The organism is Bradyrhizobium sp. P5_C12 (assembly GCF_054049735.1).
The window spans coordinates 237,522-255,913 of record NZ_JBFULU010000008.1 but is presented as its reverse complement, the minus strand read 5'-3'; the positions used below and the strand labels follow the sequence as shown (position 1 = coordinate 255,913).

Below are 18,392 nucleotides of genomic sequence, written 5' to 3'. Positions count from 1 at the left end.
GAGTAGGGCGTCTTGAGCACCAGCTTGATGGTGAGGGGATCGACGACCTCGACGTGGTCGACGCTGGCAAGCTCGGACTTCCGGAACGAGGTCGGCAGCGTCATGTGGCGCTCGATCGAGAATTTTGCAGCTTCCGCGTCCAGCGGTTCGCCGTCGTGGAACTTGACGTTCGGCCTGAGCTTGATCGTCATCTCCTTGCCGTCGGCCGAAGTCTCGTGGGACAACGCGAGCTGCGGCACGATGTTGAGCTTCTCGTCGATGTCGAACAGCTTGTCGCAGAAGGCGGAGAACACGATGCGGCCGACATAGGTGCGGCCGATGCTGGGGTCGAGGATGTCGGGGTCCTCGGCGATGCCGATGCGAAGCGTGCTCTGGGCCTGCGCTGTGCCCACGAGCGACGTCAGCAGAGCCGACGCCAGGATTGCCAAACGCATAGGACTCATCGCTCTCAACCTCTGTTTGACGGCCATGCCGGGTCCGTTCCCAATGAACTAACCCCGCTGCCGCGTACTGCTTCCGGGCGGCCGCTGAAGGCGGCGACCAATTTTTCAAGAACCGGCGAGAAGCCGCCGTCCGTTGGGACGATCGCCTCGGACGACGGCAATTCCGACGTTAGATGGCAAGCCGTTGCATGTCCGATGCCATCCGGCAGGAGTGTCGGCATCTCGCTGCGGCAGCGTTCGACCATATAGGGGCAACGGGTGTGGAAGCGGCATCCCGGCGGCGGGTTGAGCGCGCTGGGGATCTCGCCCTGGAGCACAATCCGGCTGCTCTTTGCCTGCGGTTTAGGCACGGGGATCGCCGACAACAGCGCCCGGCTATAGGGATGGCGGGGCGCCGAGAACAGTGCGTCGGCTTCTGCCGTCTCGACGATCTGGCCGAGATTCATCACCGCCACATGATCGGCGATGTGCTTGACCACGGCCAGATCATGCGAGACGAAAATGTAGGCAAGGCCGAGCCGGTCCTGAAGCTCGCGCAGCAGATTGAGGATCTGCGAGCGGATCGAGACGTCCAGCGCCGAGACCGGTTCGTCGCAGATGATCAGCTTCGGCTCGACCGCGAGCGCACGCGCAATGGCGATGCGCTGGCGCTGACCGCCGGAGAACTCGTGCGGATAGCGCCGTGCCAGTCGCGGCTCCAGGCCCACCAGCCGCAATATTTCCTCGACACGTTCGCGCCGCTGCGCCGGAGGCACGAGATCGTGCAGCGCCAGCGGCTCGGTCAGGATCTGGCCGACGGTCATGCGCGGGTTGAGCGAGGCGTAGGGGTCCTGGAAGATGATCTGCGCTTCACGGCGGAACGCGCGCAGCGCGGCGGCGTCGAGGGCGAGCAGGTCGCGGCCTTCGAAACGGATCGTGCCTGCATCCGGCTCGATCAGCCGCAGCACAAGGCGGCTGACGGTGGATTTGCCGCAACCGGATTCGCCGACGAGCGCCAGCGTCTTGCCGGCCTCGAGGGAGAAGCTGACGCCATCGACCGCCTTGATATGCGCCAGCGCCCGGCCGAACAGCGAACGCTCCGCGACGAAATGCTTGACCAGTCCTTCGACCTCGAGCAGCGCCATCACGACACCAAAAGTTCGAGCGGTGCGCGGATGCAGCGCGAGAGGTGGCCGGGGCTGACCTCGACGAGTGGCGGCGGCGCCCTGGTGCAGGCCTCCAGCACGAACGGGCAGCGTGCGCTGAAGCGGCAGCCCGCAGGCGGCTGCGCCATGTTCGGCACCATGCCTTCGATCGTGGCGAGCTGTTCGGCGCGATGATCGAGCCGCGGGATCGAGCCGAGCAGGCCGACCGTGTACGGGTGCTGCGGCATGGCGAACAATTCGTCCACCGGCGCGCGCTCGACGATCTCGCCGGCATACATCACCGCGACCTCGTCGCAGACCTCGGCGACCACGCCGAGATCGTGGGTGATCAGGATGATCGCGGCCCCGCTCGCCGCCTTCAACTCCCGCATCAGCTCCAGGATCTGCGCCTGCAAGGTGACGTCCAGCGCCGTCGTCGGCTCGTCCGCGATCAGCAGCCGCGGATCGCAGGCGAGCGCCATCGCGATCATCACGCGCTGGCGCATGCCGCCGGAGAGCTTGTGCGGATATTCGTCGATCCGCCGCTCGGGCGAGGGAATGTGGACGCGGCGCAGCAGTTCGATTGCGCGGTCCCGCGCGCTGCGGCGGGAGCCGCCGCGATGGCGCAGAATGGTCTCGATGATCTGCTCGCCGATGGTCAGGCTGGGATTGAGCGAGGTCATCGGCTCCTGGAAGATCATCGCGAGCCGGTTGCCGCGCAGGTCGCGCAGGGTCTGGTCCGAGGTCCGCAACAGGTCGAAGCCGTCAAACCGGATCGTGCCACTGACCTCGGCGCTTCCCTTTGGCAGCAGGCCCATGATCGCCAGCGACGTCACGCTCTTGCCGCAGCCGGATTCGCCGACGAGGCCGAGCGTCGCGCCATTGGCGACGCTGAGGTCGATGCTGTCGACGGCATGGGTGATGCGGCCGTCGTCGCCATGGAAACGGATGCGGAGATCCTTGATGTCGATGAGAGGGCTCGCGGTCATGATTGCCTTGCGCGCGCCGCGGCGATGCTGGCGTCGATGACGCTGCGATCGGTGTTGCCGGCCGGGTTCTGCCGCGTCGGCAGCGAACAGCGGAAATGTACCCAGAGCTCGTGGCTGACCTGTTCGAGCCGTTCGAGCTCGCCGAGCGGATCGGGATGATCGTCGGCGCGCAGATCGAGCGCCGGCCATTCTTCCTCGCCATGGATCAGGAGCGCGGCGGATTGCTTGCCGCGCTTGTCGCCGCCGGCGGCCTCGCCGGCCCGCATCGCCGCGAGCAGGCGGCGCGGAAAGGGCAGGCTGTCATTGGCGATGTACGTCTTTGCCGTCTCGTCGAGCACGTCCGCGCCCGCGAGCATGTTGCCCGCGATGGAGAAGCCGCTGCCGGAGATATGTCCGCACCAGTCGACGCAGTCGCGTCCGGTATGCGCGGCGATCTCGCCGCTGGCATCCATGATGTGGACTTGCCGGCTTTCGCGGCCGTCATCGGTCGCGAGCAGGGCGGCGAGGACGTCGTGCGCGTTCAGGCCCTCACGCAGCAGTTTGACGCCGTCGATGCCGTAATAGGGATTGACGAAGGCTTGCGTTGCGATGGCGCCGAGGCCGGCGGCGATGAAGGGAACGCGCGCGCCGACCGCGAAGAAGCGTGTCGCAACGGCGATGCCAAACTGGCCGGTGGCAGGATCGCGCGCGATGATCGACCAGGTCATATGCTTCCTGTCAGCGCCCTGCGGCGTAGCCCTGCATGCCGCGTGGATTGGCGGCGGCACGGCGGCGCACCCCGACGCGCGAGGCGGCGGTGAGGCGGCCCTCCGACCAGTCGGGGCCGACTTCCACGATATGGCCACGCTCGCGCAGGTTTTCGATCGTCGCCTTCGGCACGCGGTTCTCGACCACGAGCACGCCGGGGCGCGCGGTGCGCGGCCAGAATGAGATAGGGAAATGCTCGGAGTGCCAGGCCGGCGCGTCGATCGCCTCCTGGAGATTGAGGTTGCAATGGACGTGGCGCAGGAAGAACTGCGTGATCCACTGGTCCTGCTGGTCGCCGCCGGGCGAGCCCCAGGCGAGGTACGGCTCGCCGTCGCGCAGCGCCATGGTCGGCGACAGCGTTGTCCGTGGGCGCTTGCCCGGCGCGAGTGAGCTCGGTTGGTTCTCCTCCAACTCGAACATTTGCGCGCGGCTGCCGAGGCAGAAACCCAGCTCGGGTATGACAGGCGAGGATTGCAGCCAGCCCCCCGACGGCGTGGAGGATACCATGTTGCCGGCCTTGTCGATGATGTCGAAATGTACGGTGTCGCCGCGCATCTCACCGAAGCGACCCACGGTCGGCTCGCCGGCACCGAGCGCACCCACGGCTTCGCGTTGACCTTCTGCACGGCGCAGCTTGACCACGCCGCCAAAGCCCTCGACGGAGCCGGGCCGAAGGTCGAGCGAGGCTTTCTCGGTAACCAGTTTGCGGCGCTCGTCATTATAGGCATCCGACAGCAGCGTCCCGATCGGGATCTCGCTGAATTTCGGATCGCCGTAGAACTTTTCGCGGTCGGCGAAGGCGAGCTTGGCGCATTCGATCTGGAGGTGGATGAACTCCGGCCCGGTCGGGTCGAGCCCGTCGAGCGCAAAACCCTTCAGCAGCGCAAGCTGCTGCAGTGTCACTGGACCCTGGCTCCAGACACCGGCCTTGCAGACGGTGTAGCGGCCGTAGTCGTAGGTCAGCGGCGCCTCGACGGTCGGCTGCCAGCGCGCCATGTCGTCGGCGGAGAGCACGCCACGATGCGGCGAGCCGCTGACGTCCATCACTTCCTGGGTACGACAGAACTTGTCGATGGCTTCGGCAACAAAGCCCTGGGACCACGCCTTCCGCGCGCGCTCGATTTCGGCGTCACGGCCACCGCCGCCGCTTTCGGCCTCGTTCAGGATCCGGGTGTAGGCGGCGGCGAGCGTCTTGTTGGTGAAGAGCGTGCCGGGCTTCGGCACTTCGCCGTTCGGCAGATAGACCGCGGCCGAGGTCGGCCAGTGCTTGCGGAACAATTGCTCGACGGTCTGGATCGTGGCGCAGGCCCGCTCGACCAGCGGATGGCCGTCGCGGGCGTAGGAGATGGCGGGCTCCAGCACGTCGCGCAGCCGTAGCGTGCCGTAGTCGCGCAACAGCATCATCCAGGACTCGAAGGTGCCGGGGACACAGGCCGCGAGCAGGCCGGTGCCGGGCACCATGTCGAGGCCCTCGCTCCTGTAATGCGCGATGGTGGCGCGCGCCGGCGCCGGGCCCTGGCCGCAGATCACCTCGGTGCGGCCGCGCTTGACGTCATGCACGATGATGGGGACATCGCCGCCGGGGCCGTTCAGGTGCGGCTCGACCACCTGGAGCGTGAAGGCGGCGGCGACACCGGCATCGAAGGCATTGCCGCCCTTTTCCAGAACGGCCATGCCGACGGCGGTCGCGATCCAGTGCGTGCTGGCGACGACCCCGAAGGTGCCCTCGATTTCGGGCCTGGTCGTGAAGGGATCAGGATTGACGTTGCTGGCCATTGGACTTCGCTACCTTGTTTGCGGCGCGCGCAATTGATCACAGGCGATGCCGTGCCGCCAATGCGCAGGCCGCATGGCACGCGCGCGTCACGCCGGTACCGGCGCGGTGTTTACCGCATGGCAGGCGACGCCGTCGATCAGGCTCGGTGCTTCCTTGCGGCAGAGATCGAACGCCAGCGGACAGCGCGGATGGAAGGCGCAGCCCGAGGGCGGGTTGATCGGGTTCGGGATCTCGCCCTTCACCGGAATGCGCTGTCGGCCGCTCATCGCGAGATCGGGCACGGCGCCCAGCAGCATCTTGGTGTAGGGCATGCGCGGACGGGCGAACAATTCCTTGCCTTCCGCGATCTCGACGATGCGGCCGAGATACATCACGCCGACACGGCTCGCCATGTGGCGGACCACGGCGAGGTTGTGGCTGATGAACATGTAGGTCAGGCCGAACTTGTCCTGGAGGTCGCGCATCAGGTTGAGGATCTGCGCCTGCACGGAGACGTCGAGCGCCGATGTCGGCTCATCGCAGACGATGAACTCGGCGTCGGAGGCGAGCGCCCGCGCGATGGCGATGCGCTGGCGCTGGCCGCCGGAGAATTCGTGCGGAAACTTCAGCCGGTCGTCGGGATGCAGGCCGACCAGGCTCAGCAATTCCGCGACGCGGGCCTGGATGTCGCGCTCGCCCTGGATCAGGTCGAAGGCGCGGATCGGCTCGGAGATGATGGCATCGACGCGGAAGCGCGGGTTCAGGCTGGCATAGGGGTCCTGAAAAATCATCTGGATGCGGCGGCGCAGCTTTCGGCGCGCCTGCGCCTGCCGCGGGTCGGTCATCGATATGCCGTCGATCGTGACGTTGCCGGAGCTCGGCGGCAGCAGGCCGACGACCATCCGCGCCGCCGTGGTCTTGCCTGAGCCGGACTCGCCGACCAGTGCAAAGGTCTCGCCCTTCCTGATGTCGAAGGTGACGCCGTCGACGGCCTTGAGGTATTCGAGGTGGCCGCCTTCGAGCACGCGGTTGAGCCACGGCTTCGAGACGTCGAACACGCGGCGCAGGTTGTTGGCCTGGACGAAGGGGGCGCTCATGCCGCGCTCTCCGCCGGCACGTTGTCATAGAGATGGCAGGCGACGGATTGCGTGCCGCGCGGCAGCGGCTCCGGCCGCTCGACGCGGCAGCGGTCGAACGCGAACGCGCAGCGGGGATTGAACGAGCAGCCGTGCGGGATCGCCGACAGCCGCGGCATGGACCCGGGAATCTGCACCAGGCGCTTGTCGTCGCCGGCGAGCGTCGGGATCGCACCCATCAGGCCCTTGGCATAGGGGTGGAGCGGGTTCTTCACGACATCCTGCACCGGGCCGATCTCGGCGACGCGGCCGGCATACATCACCGCGACGCGGTCGGAGGTCTCGGCGATCACGCCCATGTCATGGGTGACGAGCATCACGGCGGTGCCGTGGTCGCGACCCAGGCGCTTGATCAGCGAAATGATCTGCGCCTGTACGGAGACGTCGAGGGCGGTGGTCGGCTCGTCCGCGATGACGAGCTCCGGCTCGGCGCAGATTGCCAGTGCAATGACCACGCGCTGGCGCATGCCGCCGGAGAATTCATGTGGATAGCCGTCGATGCGCTTCTCCGGCGCCGGGATTCCGACCTCGGCGAGCAGGTCGATGGCGCGGCGGCGTGCGGCCGTCTCGGACAGGTTCAGATGGGTTCTGATCGTCTCGATGATCTGGTCGCCGACCCGGTACACCGGATTGAGCGAGGTGAGCGGATCCTGGAAGATCATGCCGATCCGCTTGCCGCGGACGCGGCGCATCTCCTCCGGCGGCAGATTGTCGATGCGCAGGCCGGACAAACGGATCTCACCACCGGCGATGCGGCCGGGCGGGTCGATCAGGCCGATCACCGCAAGCCCGGTGACGGATTTTCCGGCACCGGATTCGCCGACCACGCCCAGCACCTCGCCCTTGGCGATGTCGAAGGAGACGCCGTCGATCGCGCGCAGCGTGCCGCGGCGCGCGGCGAACTCCACCTGAAGATTGCGGACGGAGAGAACGGGTTCGGTCATGAGCGAGGTGCTCTCATCGAAGTCTTGCTCATCGAAGTTTCGGGTTGAGCGCGTCGCGCAGCCAATCGCCGAGCAGGTTGATGGAAAGGATCAGTGCGGCGAGTGCGAGCCCGGGGAAGGCGACGATCCACCACTCGCCCGCGAACAGATAGTTGTTGCCGATGCGAATGAGCGTGCCGAGCGAGGGCATGGTGTCGGGCAGGCCGACGCCGAGAAACGACAGCGTCGCCTCGGTGATGATGGCAAGCGCGAGGTTGATCGTGGCGATGACCAGGATCGGGCCCATCGTGTTCGGCAGCACATGTCGCACCATGATCTTTGGTGCGGGCAGGCCGATCAGCTGCGCGGCCGCCACGTAATCCTTGTTCTTCTCGACCATCACGGAACCGCGCACGGTCCGGGCATACCCCACCCAGAAACTCAGGCCGATCGAGATCACCAGCACCACCAGCATGCTGTTGGCGTCCAGCCGGTTGCCGAGGATCGATTTCGCGATGCCATTGACCAGCAGCGCGATCAGAATGGCGGGGAACGTGAGTTGCACGTCGGCAATCCGCATGATCACGCCATCGACGGCGCCCCCGAAATAGCCTGCGATCAGCCCGAGCGCGATTCCGAGCGCGCCGGCAAAGATCACACCGGCCACGCCGACAGCGAGCGAGATGCGCAAGCCATAGAGGATGGCGGAGAACACGTCGCGGCCCTGTTCGTCGGTGCCGAGCAGGAACGGACTCTGGCCGTCGGCGGTCCAGAGCGGTGAGATCCGCGAGTTCATCAATTGGAGCTGCGCCGGATCGAACGGGTTCTGCACAGCGAGGACGGATGCAAAGATCGCGAGCAGGAAGAACAGCGCGGCAATGGCCGCCGCCACCATGGTCAGCTTGGAGCGGCGGAACGAATAGAAGATGTCGCTGTCGAGCGCGCGACTGAGCCAGTTGCGGGCGGCATGGGTCGGCTGCGTGCTCTGCTTGTCGGAATTGGAGACGACTGCGTCGGACATGCAGGTTGCCTTATGTCGCGCGGCCGACGGTCGAGCGCAGGCGCGGATCGACCACGGTGTAGAGGATGTCGACCACCAGGTTGATGGTGACGAAAATCAGCGAGACCATCAGCAGGTAGGCGGCCATAATCGGGATATCGACGTTTTGCACGGCCTGCACGAACAGAAGTCCCATGCCGGGCCATTGGAACACGGTTTCGGTGATGATCGAAAATGCAATAACCGAGCCAAACTGCAACCCTGCCACCGTGATCACGGGAATGAGCGTGTTCTTCAGCGCGTGGCCGAAATGGATGGCACGGGTGGTCAGCCCGCGGGCGCGGGCAAAGCGGATATAGTCGGTCCGCATCACTTCCAGCATCTCCGCGCGCACCAGGCGCATGATCAGGGTCATCTGGAACAGGCCGAGCGTGATCGAGGGCATGATCAATGCCTTTAGCCCCGACAGCGTGAGCAGGCCTGTGGTCCACCAGCCGAGCTTGACCACCTCGCCGCGGCCAAACGAGGGCAACCAGCCCAATGTCACCGCGAACAGATAGATCAGGAGGATGCCGATCAGGAAGGTCGGCAGCGAGATGCCGATCAGCGAAACCGCCTGGAATAATTTGGCGAGCAGGGTGTCGCGCTTGAGCGCCGAATAGACCCCCATCAGGATGCCGAGCACCATCGCAAATACAGTGGCGCAGATCGCAAGTTCCAGCGTTGCGGGCATACGCTCCATCAACAGCGTCGAGACCGGTTGGCGGAACTGGTAGGAGACGCCGAACTTGAATTGTGCGGCATCGGCGAAATAGCGCACGAACTGCACCGGCACGGGATCATCGAGGCCGAGCGACTTGCGTACAGCCTCGCGTTCGGCCGCCGACGTGTCGATCGAGACGATCTGGTTGACGGGGTCGCCGGCGAAACGAAACATCGAGAACGCGATGATGCCGACGGCGAACATGACGCCGATGGCCTGAACGGCGCGGCGAAGAGTGAAAGCGAGCATTCCTTCCACCTTCCTTGGGTGTGCGTGCGGTCGACGTCTTTGTCAGCCGGAAAAGGAAAGGTCCCGGAAGCCTGACGCTGCCGGGACCTTGGGTTCAACTGACGCTATTCCTGCTTGGTCGCCCAATGGAACATGACCAGATTGTCGGCGCGCTGCGGCAGGTTGACCTTCTTCGATACGCCCCAGGCCAACGCCTGCTGGTGCAGCGGGATGTAGGACCAGTCCTTGTTGCCGATTTCGTAGGCTTGCTTGATCAGCTGGTTGCGCTTGGCGGTGTCGGTTTCGACCAGCACCTTGTCGGTGATGGCGTCGAACTCCTTGTTGCAGTAGCCGCCGAGATTGGCCTCGCCCCGTGAGGATTTCGCATCGTCGCGGCAGCCCATGATGTCAAAGAGCACATTGTGGGAGTCCATCGTGCTCGGCGTCCAGCCCAGCATGTAGAACGAGGTCTGGTAGCCGCCTTGCTTCAGCACCTTGGCGAAGTACTGCGCCTTCGGCTGCGCCAGCAGATTGATCTTGACGCCAATGCGGGCGAGCATGCCGACCACGGCCTGGCAGATCGCGGCGTCGTTGACGTAGCGATCGTTTGGGCAATCCATGGTGACCTCGAAGCCATCGGGATAACCGGCCTCGGTCAGGAGCTTCTTGGCGCCGTCGGGATCGAATTTCGGCCGCGTGAACTCCTTGGACAGTATGAACAGCTCCGGCGCGATCATCAGCGCCGACGGCGTCGCCAGCCCGCGCATCACGCGCGTCTTGATCAGCTCGATGTCGATCGCCTTGTAGAACGCCTCGCGGACCTTGATGTCCTTGAACGGGTTCTTGCCCTTGATGTTGGAGTAGAGCAGCTCGTCCCGCATCTGGTCGAAGCCGATGAAGATGGTGCGCAGCTCCGGCCCCTTCAGTACCTGGGCATTCGGGCTGGAATCGACGCGGGAGATGTCCTGGATCGGCACCGGCTCGATGACGTCGACTTCGCCCGAGAGTAGCGCGGCGACGCGGGTGGCGTCGGAGGAGATCGGGGTGAAGATGATCTCCTTCAAATTGCCTTCGACCTTGCCCCAGTAATTGGGATTGGCCTTGAACACCGTCTTCACGCCGGGCTGGTGGCTCTCAATGATGAAGGGACCGGTGCCGTTCTCGTGGAGCGAGGCGTAGCTCGGCGTGGTCGCCGCCACCGGCGTCGGATCGACGACGTTGTTCTCCTCGGCCCATTTCTTGTCCATGATGTACCAGACATCCCACGCGTTATGCAGGATGGGGTTGGGCGAGGGCAGGACGAAATCGACGGTGTAGTCGTCGACCTTGACCACCTTGACGTCGGGCGCAAGGCGGGTCTGCATGTTGGACCCCTTCTTGCGGACGCGATCGGCCGAGAACACCACGTCGTCGGCGGTGAAGGGGTCACCGTTGTGGAACTTCACGCCCTTGCGCAGATGGAAGCGCCAGCGCGTCGGCTCCGGAGTTTCCCAGCTTTCCGCCAGCGCCGGAATGATCTTGAGGTTCTTGTCGCGCGCGGTGAGGCCTTGATAGACGTGGCCGAGATGGGCGTGGGTGGTGCTCTCGTTGAGCGTATAGGGATCGAGCGACTTCAGGTCGCCTTGGTTGGCATAGCGCAGCGTCTGGCTGGACGCCGGCGAGACCGTCAACGCAAACGTACCGGCGAGCGTCGCCGCACACAAACTTCGACCGAATGACATTCTTGGCCCTCTTCACACTGCCGCGCCGATGATTTTTGCTTGTTCGACGAGGCCGATCAATCCATGTTGCCCAGAGTTCTCGCCCCGTGCAAGCGCCATTCCAGCAAGGAACGCGCCAACTTGCACCGCTGTGCAGCAATGCTGACCCGACAGTCTGGAGGCGAAGGTTCGCGGGCGATATTCGACTTTCGATCGGTCCCCGGGGAACGGCGGGAGCGCCCCCGTCAGCCGCCGGGCGAGCGCGTTCGTGGCGCGAGCGATTTGGTTGACCATACCGGCCGATTGCGGGACCGGGCGTGTCGCGCCGGCGTCAGGTCGCTTGCGTCGCACCGCAACTCGCGGTGATACTCCGGCAGGCCGCTCGAATCTCATCTGGAGGGGACATGAAAGTTAACATCGAAATCGACTGCACCCCCCTTGAGGCTCGCCAGTTCTTCGGATTGCCGGATGTCTCGCCGATGCAGATTGCCGTCATGGACAAGCTGCAGCAGCAGGTCCTGAGCAACATCGACAAGGTCTCGCCGGAATCGCTGATCCAGAGCTGGTTCACTTTCGATCCCAAGCTCGCCGAGCGGTTTCAGGACATGTTTGTCACCATGGCCGGCCTCGGCGGGACGCGCAGCAGCGACAAGAAGAAGTAATGCCGATCGAGCGGGACGGAGCACAGGCGTCAAGCGGGCTTCGTCCGCCGGGTCTTGGGCTCCTGCTCGCGGAGGTCCGCGGACTGTTCGAGTTCAACGCCAGCGTCCTGCTGTCGCCGGTCCTGATGCGTGCGCCCAGGGGCGACGGCCATCCTGTGCTGGCGTTACCCGGCTTTCTTGCCAGCGACCTCTCGATGGCGCCGATGCGGCGCTATCTGAGCGAACTCGGCTACGAGGCGCATGCCTGGCGGATGGGCCGCAATCTCGGCGGCCTGGGACGGATGCGGGAGGCGATGCGTGCCCGGCTGGCCGAGATCCATGCCGCGACCGGACGCAAGGTGAGCTTGGTGGGGTGGAGCCTCGGCGGTGTCTACGCTCGCGATCTGGCGCTTCAGGCGCCTGACATGGTCCGCTACGTCGTCACGCTCGGCAGCCCCTTTGCCAACGACGTGCGGGCGACCAATGCGACGCGGCTCTACGAGGCGCTGTCCGGCGAGCGGGTCGAGGATTTCGCGGAAGCGCGCGAGGCGATCGCCGGCGATCTTCCGGTGCCTGCCACGTCGATCTATTCGCGCGCCGACGGCGTCGTGAACTGGCGAACCTGCTTGTTGCGCCCGTCCGACCGCGCCGAGAATATCGAGGTGCACCTGGCAAGCCATATCGGGCTCGGGGTCAACCCCGCAGCGCTATGGGCCGTGGCGGACCGCCTGGCGCAACCGGAGGGGGAGTTCTGGCCATTTGACCGGGCCGGGCCGTTTGCCATTGCATATGCCCCGCCGGAACGGGCAATATCCACCTGACGAGAAGCGCTGCTCAAGGCGCCCGTCAAATACTCGGGAGGGAACCATGGCTGACGGTAAGAAGCTGTCGTCGCTGGACGCGTCGTTTCTCTATCTGGAAACGCCGGAAATGCCGATGCATGTCGGCAGCATGGCGATCTTTCGCCTGCCCGACGACTACAAGGGCGACTTCTTCGAAGACTTCAAGGCGATGATCGTCTCGCGCCTGCACATCGCGCCGATCCTGAAGGCGCGGCTGGAGAAGGCGCCGCTCGACATCGACCATCCCTCCTGGGTCGAGGACGACCAGTTCGACATCGACCGCCATATCTTCCGCGCCAGCCTGCCGGCGCCGCGCGACCGCGCCACGCTCGAACGCATCGTCGGCTGGATGCACGCCAAGCTCCTGAACCGCGCCCGCCCGCTCTGGGAGTTCTACGTGTTCGAGGGCATGAAGGACAACGAGGTCGGGCTCTATTCCAAGATGCACCATGCCGCCATCGACGGCGGCGCCGGCGCGGCCCTGACCAACATGATCTACGACATCTCGCCGGTGCCGCGGAAAGTCGATCCGCCCGCGGGAGGCACCAAGCCCGGACAGGAGCCGCGCGACATCGCGGCGAACCTGCTCGATTCCTATCAGCAGCTGTTCAGCCAGCCGCTCGACGCCTCGGCCGCCGCCAAGAACCTGCAGCTGCCGCGTACCGGCAAGAGCGACATCGGCTCGATCCTGTTCGACAACGCGATGTACCAGATCGAAAGCGCGGTGCGCTTTGCCGGCAACATCCCGACCATGGTCAAGAGCGTCTCCGACGTGCTCGGCAAGATCTCCGATCCGAAGTCGCGCGAGAGCCTCGCCAGCATGGTGTCGCCGCCGACCATGCTGAACAAGACGATCTCGTCCGAACGCAGCTTTGCCGGCGTGTCGATTTCGCTGTCGCGCGCCAAGGCGCTGGCCAAACAGGCCGGCGGCAAGCTCAACGACGTGGTGCTGGCGCTCGCCTCCGGCGTGGTCCGGCGTTACCTCAAGGAGTACAGCACGCTTCCCGCGAAATCGCTGACCGCGGCCGTGCCGATCTCGCTGCGCGAGGAGGGCAACACCGAGGCCAACAACCAGGTGTTCGGCATGATCTGCGCGATCGCGACCAATATCGAGGATCCCAAGGCGCGGCTCGAAGCCATCATAGCGCAGTCGACCAAATCCAAGGAGATGTCGCACCCGCTGCGCGCGCTGATGCCCCAGGTCTCGAACATCTCGATGCTGGGCGCGCCGATGATGGTGCAGATCCTGGCGCTGCTTTACAGCCGCTCGAACCTGTCCGACGTGCTGCCGCCGGCCGCCAACATCACGGTGTCGAACGTGCCCGGGCCGCGGCAGACGCTCTACGCCGCCGGTGCCGAGCTCCTGCACATCTTCCCGGTGTCGATCTCGACACACGGGCAGGCGCTCAACATCACCGTGCAGAGCTATCGCGACCAGCTCGATTTCGGCTTCATCGTCGGCGCCAACATCATTCCGCACGTGCAGGTGATGTGCGACATGCTGCCGGACGAGTTCGCCGCGCTGGAGGCGGCCTATGCGCCGCCGGCGGCCGACATCAAGGGCGCTGCTGAGTAGGAATGCTGCGATGATTGAAATGCCACCGCTCAAGTTCGTGCAGACGAACGGAATCCGCATGGGGTATTACGAGGCGGGCCCGGTCTCCGACAAGCCGCCTGTGGTGCTCTGCCACGGCTGGCCGGAGCTCGCTTTCTCCTGGCGCCACCAGATCAAGGCGCTGAGCGAGGCCGGCATCAGGGTGATCGCGCCGGACCAGCGCGGTTACGGCGCGACCGACCGGCCCGAGCCGGTCGAGGACTACGACATCGAGCACCTGACCGGCGATCTCGTCGGGTTGCTCGATCATCTCGGGATCGACAAGGCGATCTTCGTCGGGCACGACTGGGGCGGCTTCATCGTCTGGCAGATGCCGTTGCGGCACATCGACCGGGTCGCCGGCGTGGTCGGCATCAACACGCCCCATACCAATCGCGCCTGGGCCGATCCGATCGAATTGCTGCGCGCGCGCTTCGGCGACAAGATGTACATCGTGCAATTCCAGGACCCGGCGCGCGAGGCCGACAGGATTTTCGGCAGCCGCGTCGAGCAGACTTTCGATGCGTTCATGCGCAAGCCGGCGCCGCGCCCGCCCGATGCGCCGGCGGAGGAAGTGATCGCCGGTGTCGGCGCTTCGCCGCGGGTCAATCTGGCGTTTCCGCAGATGATCGCGGGCTATGACGCGAAGCACGATCCGCGCACGCCGATCCTGTCGCCGGACGAGAAGAAGGTGTTCGTCGACGCCTTCACCAAAACCGGCTTTACCGGCGGCATCAACTGGTACCGCAACATGTCGCGCAACTGGGTGCGGTCCGAAGGACTCGATCACACCGTGCGTGTGCCGTCGCTCATGATCATGGCCGAGAACGACGCGGTGCTGCCGCCGTCTTCCGCGGACGGCATGGAGAAATTCATTCCCGATCTCGAAAAATATCTGGTCCGCGACAGCGGCCATTGGACGCAGCAGGAAAAGCCGGAGGAGGTCAGTGCCAAGCTGATCGAATGGCGTAGAAGGCGGTTCGGCTAATTTGTCATTGCGAGCCAGCGGGTCCGCGCAAAGCGCGGCCCGATGACAGGCTCCGCGAAGCAATCCAGGAATCTTTCCGCGTAAAAGTCTGGATTGCTTCGTCGCAACGGCTCCTCGCAACGACGAGGGTTACTGAGGGGGAAACGCACGTCAATGTCATCCACGAACCGACTGGACCCGATTCCGCAGCCGCCGGCCAAGCCGGTGGTCGGCAACATGCTGTCGCTGGATTCGGCGGCGCCGGTGCAGCATTTGACCCGGCTCGCCAAGGAGCTGGGCCCGATCTTCTGGCTCGACATGATGGGCTCGCCGATCGTCGTCGTCTCCGGTCACGATCTCGTCGAGGAGCTCTCCGACGAGAAGCGCTTCGACAAGGCGGTGCGCGGCGCGCTGCGGCGCGTCCGTGCGGTCGGCGGCGACGGCCTGTTCACCGCCGATACCAACGAGCCGAACTGGACCAAGGCGCACAACATCCTGCTGCAGCCCTTCGGCAACCGCGCCATGCAGTCCTATCACCCGAGCATGGTCGATATCGCCGAGCAGCTCGTCAAGAAATGGGAGCGGCTCAACGCCGACGACGAGATCGACGTCGTCCACGACATGACCGCGCTGACGCTCGATACCATCGGCCTGTGCGGATTCGACTATCGCTTCAACTCGTTCTACCGGCGTGACTACCACCCCTTCGTCGAGTCGCTGGTGCGTTCGCTCGAAACCATCATGATGACGCGCGGCCTGCCGTTCGAGCAGATCTGGATGCAGAAGCGGCGCAAGACGATGGCCGGCGACGTCGCCTTCATGAACAAGATGGTCGACGAGATCATCGCCGAGCGCCGCAAGGGCGGCGAAGCGACGGACGACAAGAAGGACATGCTCGCGGCCATGATGACCGGCGTCGACCGCGCGACCGGCGAGCAGCTCGACGACGTCAACATCCGCTACCAGATCAACACCTTCCTGATCGCGGGCCACGAGACCACCAGCGGCCTGTTGTCCTGCACGCTCTATGCGTTGTTGAAGCATCCGGACATTCTGAAGAAGGCCTATGACGAGGTCGACCGCGTCTTCGGCCCCGATGTCGATGCGCGGCCGACCTATCAGCAGGTCACGCAGCTCACCTACATCACGCAGATACTGAAAGAGTCGCTGCGGCTGTGGCCGCCGGCGCCGGCCTATGGCATCTCGCCGCTCAAGGACGAGATCATCGGTGGCGGCCAGTACAAGCTCAGGAAGGGCACCTTCATCACGATCCTGGTGACGGCGCTGCATCGCGATCCCTCGGTCTGGGGTCCCAATCCCGACGCCTTCGACCCCGAGAATTTCAGCCGCGAGGCGGAGGCCAAGCGGCCGATCAATGCCTGGAAGCCGTTCGGCAACGGCCAGCGCGCCTGCATCGGTCGCGGCTTTGCAATGCATGAGGCGGCGCTTGCGCTCGGCATGATCCTCCAGCGCTTCAGGCTGATCGACCATCGGCGCTACCAGATGCATCTGAAGGAGACGCTGACGATGAAGCCGGAAGGCTTCAAGATCAAGGTCCGGCCGCGCGCCGATCGTGAGCGCGGCGCCTATGGCGGTCCTGCCGTGGCGACGACGAGTGCCGGTACCATGGCGCCGCGTGCGACCGCGCGGCCCGGACACAATACGCCGCTCCTCGTGCTCTACGGTTCCAATCTCGGCACGGCGGAAGAGCTGGCGACCCGCGTCGCCGATCTTGCCGAGGTCAACGGCTTTGCCAGCAAGCTCGCGCCGCTCGACGACCATGCCGGCAAGCTGCCGGAGGAGGGCGGCGTGCTGATCTTCTGCGCCTCCTACAATGGCGCGCCGCCGGACAACGCCACGCAATTCGTCAACTGGCTGCACGGCGACGCATCGAAGGATGCGCTGTCGAAGGTGCGTTACGCCGTGTTCGGCTGCGGCAACAGCGACTGGGCCGCGACCTACCAGTCCGTGCCGCGGTTCATCGACGAGCAGCTCGCGGCCCGCGGCGCGCGCGGCGTCCATGCGCGCGGCGAGGGCGATGCCAGGAGTGACCTCGACGGCCAGTTCGAGAAATGGTTCGCCGCGCTTGCGCCGGCGGCAATGAAGGAGTTCGGGCTCTCGTCGAACTTCAGCCGCAGCGCCGACGACGAGCCGCTCTACAGGGTCGAGCCGGTCGCGCCCGGCGCGGTCAACGCGATCGCGGCCCTTGGCGGCGCCGTGGCGATGAAGGTGCTCGTCAACGACGAGCTTCAAAACAAGAGCGGCTCCAATCCGTCCGAGCGCTCGACGCGGCACATCGAGGTGCAGTTGGCGCAAGGCGCGAGCTACCGCGTCGGCGACCATCTCAGCGTGGTGCCGCGCAACGATCCGGCGCTGGTCGACGCCGTCGCGCGCCGCTTCGGCTTCCTCCCCGCCGACCAGATCAGGTTGCGGGTCGCCGAGGGACGCCGCGCGCAGTTGCCGGTCGGCGACAGCGTCTCGGTCGGCCAGCTGCTGACCGATTTCGTCGAGCTTCAGCAGGTCGCGACGCGAAAGCAGATCCAGATCATGTCGGAGCATACCCGCTGCCCGGTGACCAAGCCGAAACTGCTGGGGTTCATCGGCGACGATGCGGAGGCCGGGGAGCGCTATCGCGGCGAGATCCTGGCCAGGCGCAAATCGGTCTTTGATCTTCTGATCGAATATCCGGCCTGCGAGCTGCCGTTCCACGCCTATCTCGAAATGCTCTCGCTGCTCGCGCCGCGCTATTACTCGATCTCGTCCTCGCCATCTGTGGACCCTGCGCGTTGCAGCATCACCGTCGGTGTGGTCGGCGGTCCGGCCACGTCCGGGCGCGGCCTCTACAAGGGCATCTGCTCCAACTATCTCAGCGATCGCCGCGCGGGCGACACGGTCTACGCGACGGTACGTGAAACCAAGGCCGGCTTCCGCCTGCCGGACGATACATCGGTGCCGATCATCATGATCGGCCCGGGCACGGGACTTGCGCCGTTCCGGGGCTTCCTCCAGGAGCGCGCCGCGCGCAAGGCGAAGGGCGCTGGCCTCGGCCCGGCCATGCTGTTCTTCGGCTGCCGTCATCCCGAGCAGGACTATCTCTATGCCGACGAGCTGAAGGCGATGGCGGCGAGCGGCATCGCAGAGCTGTTCACTGCGTTCTCGCGCGCGGGGGGACCGAAGACCTATGTGCAGCATCTGCTCGCCGCTCAGAAGGACAAGGCGTGGAGCCTGATCGAACAGGGCGCGATCGTCTACGTCTGCGGTGATGGCGGAAAAATGGAGCCGGACGTCAAGGCTGCGCTGGTTGCGATCCATCGCGAGAAGACCGGCAGCGATGTCGCCGCCGGCGCGCGCTGGATCGAGGATCTCGGTGCGAACAACCGCTATGTGCTCGACGTATGGGCCGGTGGGTAACCGAAGGTGCGGTCCCGTAGCCCGGATGGAGCGAAGCGAAATCCGGGCCGGTCTTTCCTCACGAGAGTGTTTCCCGGATTGCGCTTCGCTCCATCCGGGCTACGAAGCAAATCGTGCTAAAGCTCTTC

Annotated in this window: 15 protein-coding genes; 5 read left to right on the top strand and 10 right to left on the bottom strand. The window is 65.3% G+C overall.

Features of this window, described 5'->3' with window-relative positions; translation table 11 throughout:
• The 10 genes from ACXJMY_RS10745 to ACXJMY_RS10700 all read right to left on the bottom strand — a co-directional run.
• Nucleotides 1-443, bottom strand: a 443-nt coding sequence (locus ACXJMY_RS10745; RefSeq protein WP_456619293.1) for an ABC transporter substrate-binding protein, incomplete at its 3' end; no start/stop codon positions are given.
• A gap of 5 nt (nucleotides 444-448) precedes the next feature.
• Nucleotides 449-1,567 carry an ABC transporter ATP-binding protein gene (locus ACXJMY_RS10740; protein WP_456619292.1) on the bottom strand — a complete coding sequence of 373 codons (1,119 nt, stop codon included), beginning with the start codon at nucleotides 1,565-1,567 and terminating at the stop codon, nucleotides 449-451.
• On the bottom strand, nucleotides 1,567-2,556 hold the full coding sequence (locus tag ACXJMY_RS10735; RefSeq protein WP_456619291.1) for an ABC transporter ATP-binding protein: 990 nt from the start codon (nucleotides 2,554-2,556) through the stop codon (nucleotides 1,567-1,569). Before ACXJMY_RS10735 ends, ACXJMY_RS10740 begins: the two co-directional genes overlap by 1 nt.
• A complete protein-coding gene (locus ACXJMY_RS10730; RefSeq protein ID WP_456619290.1) occupies nucleotides 2,553-3,263 on the bottom strand; it encodes a DUF1028 domain-containing protein in 711 nt (236 codons plus the stop codon). The genes ACXJMY_RS10735 and ACXJMY_RS10730 overlap by 4 nt, the downstream gene beginning before the upstream one ends.
• 10 nt (nucleotides 3,264-3,273) lie before the next feature.
• The gene (locus ACXJMY_RS10725) at nucleotides 3,274-5,079 is read right to left on the bottom strand and encodes a gamma-glutamyltransferase family protein (RefSeq protein ID WP_456619289.1); all 1,806 of its coding nucleotides are present in this window, start codon (nucleotides 5,077-5,079) and stop codon (nucleotides 3,274-3,276) included.
• Between the two features lie 87 nt (nucleotides 5,080-5,166).
• Nucleotides 5,167-6,156 carry an ABC transporter ATP-binding protein gene (locus ACXJMY_RS10720; RefSeq protein ID WP_456619288.1) on the bottom strand — a complete coding sequence of 330 codons (990 nt, stop codon included), beginning with the start codon at nucleotides 6,154-6,156 and terminating at the stop codon, nucleotides 5,167-5,169.
• Nucleotides 6,153-7,139 (bottom strand): ABC transporter ATP-binding protein, encoded by a 987-nt coding sequence (locus ACXJMY_RS10715; RefSeq protein ID WP_456619287.1) that lies wholly within the window; start codon nucleotides 7,137-7,139, stop codon nucleotides 6,153-6,155. The genes ACXJMY_RS10720 and ACXJMY_RS10715 overlap by 4 nt, the downstream gene beginning before the upstream one ends.
• Nucleotides 7,140-7,167: 28 nt before the next feature.
• Entirely contained in the window at nucleotides 7,168-8,139 is a 972-nt protein-coding gene (locus tag ACXJMY_RS10710; protein ID WP_456619286.1) for an ABC transporter permease, read from the bottom strand.
• Nucleotides 8,140-8,149: 10 nt separating this feature from the next.
• Entirely contained in the window at nucleotides 8,150-9,130 is a 981-nt protein-coding gene (locus tag ACXJMY_RS10705) for an ABC transporter permease (protein WP_456619285.1), read from the bottom strand.
• Between the two features lie 104 nt (nucleotides 9,131-9,234).
• Entirely contained in the window at nucleotides 9,235-10,830 is a 1,596-nt protein-coding gene (locus tag ACXJMY_RS10700) for an ABC transporter substrate-binding protein (RefSeq protein WP_456619284.1), read from the bottom strand.
• Between the two features lie 383 nt (nucleotides 10,831-11,213).
• Between ACXJMY_RS10700 and ACXJMY_RS10695 the strand changes: the two genes are divergently transcribed.
• From ACXJMY_RS10695 to ACXJMY_RS10675, 5 genes are all read left to right on the top strand, one after another.
• Nucleotides 11,214-11,471: a DUF6489 family protein gene (locus ACXJMY_RS10695; protein ID WP_011085662.1), complete on the top strand. Its 258-nt coding sequence runs from the start codon at nucleotides 11,214-11,216 to the stop codon at nucleotides 11,469-11,471.
• Complete coding sequence (locus tag ACXJMY_RS10690; RefSeq protein ID WP_456619283.1) at nucleotides 11,471-12,271, top strand: esterase/lipase family protein; 801 nt, start codon at nucleotides 11,471-11,473, stop codon at nucleotides 12,269-12,271. Before ACXJMY_RS10695 ends, ACXJMY_RS10690 begins: the two co-directional genes overlap by 1 nt.
• A 46-nt stretch (nucleotides 12,272-12,317) precedes the next feature.
• On the top strand, nucleotides 12,318-13,868 hold the full coding sequence (locus ACXJMY_RS10685; protein ID WP_456619282.1) for a WS/DGAT/MGAT family O-acyltransferase: 1,551 nt from the start codon (nucleotides 12,318-12,320) through the stop codon (nucleotides 13,866-13,868).
• Nucleotides 13,869-13,878: 10 nt separating this feature from the next.
• Nucleotides 13,879-14,874, top strand: coding sequence for an alpha/beta fold hydrolase (locus ACXJMY_RS10680; RefSeq protein WP_456619281.1), 996 nt, complete (start codon nucleotides 13,879-13,881; stop codon nucleotides 14,872-14,874).
• A gap of 153 nt (nucleotides 14,875-15,027) precedes the next feature.
• Nucleotides 15,028-18,264: a bifunctional cytochrome P450/NADPH--P450 reductase gene (locus ACXJMY_RS10675; protein WP_456619280.1), complete on the top strand. Its 3,237-nt coding sequence runs from the start codon at nucleotides 15,028-15,030 to the stop codon at nucleotides 18,262-18,264.
• Nucleotides 18,265-18,392 lie beyond the last annotated feature (128 nt).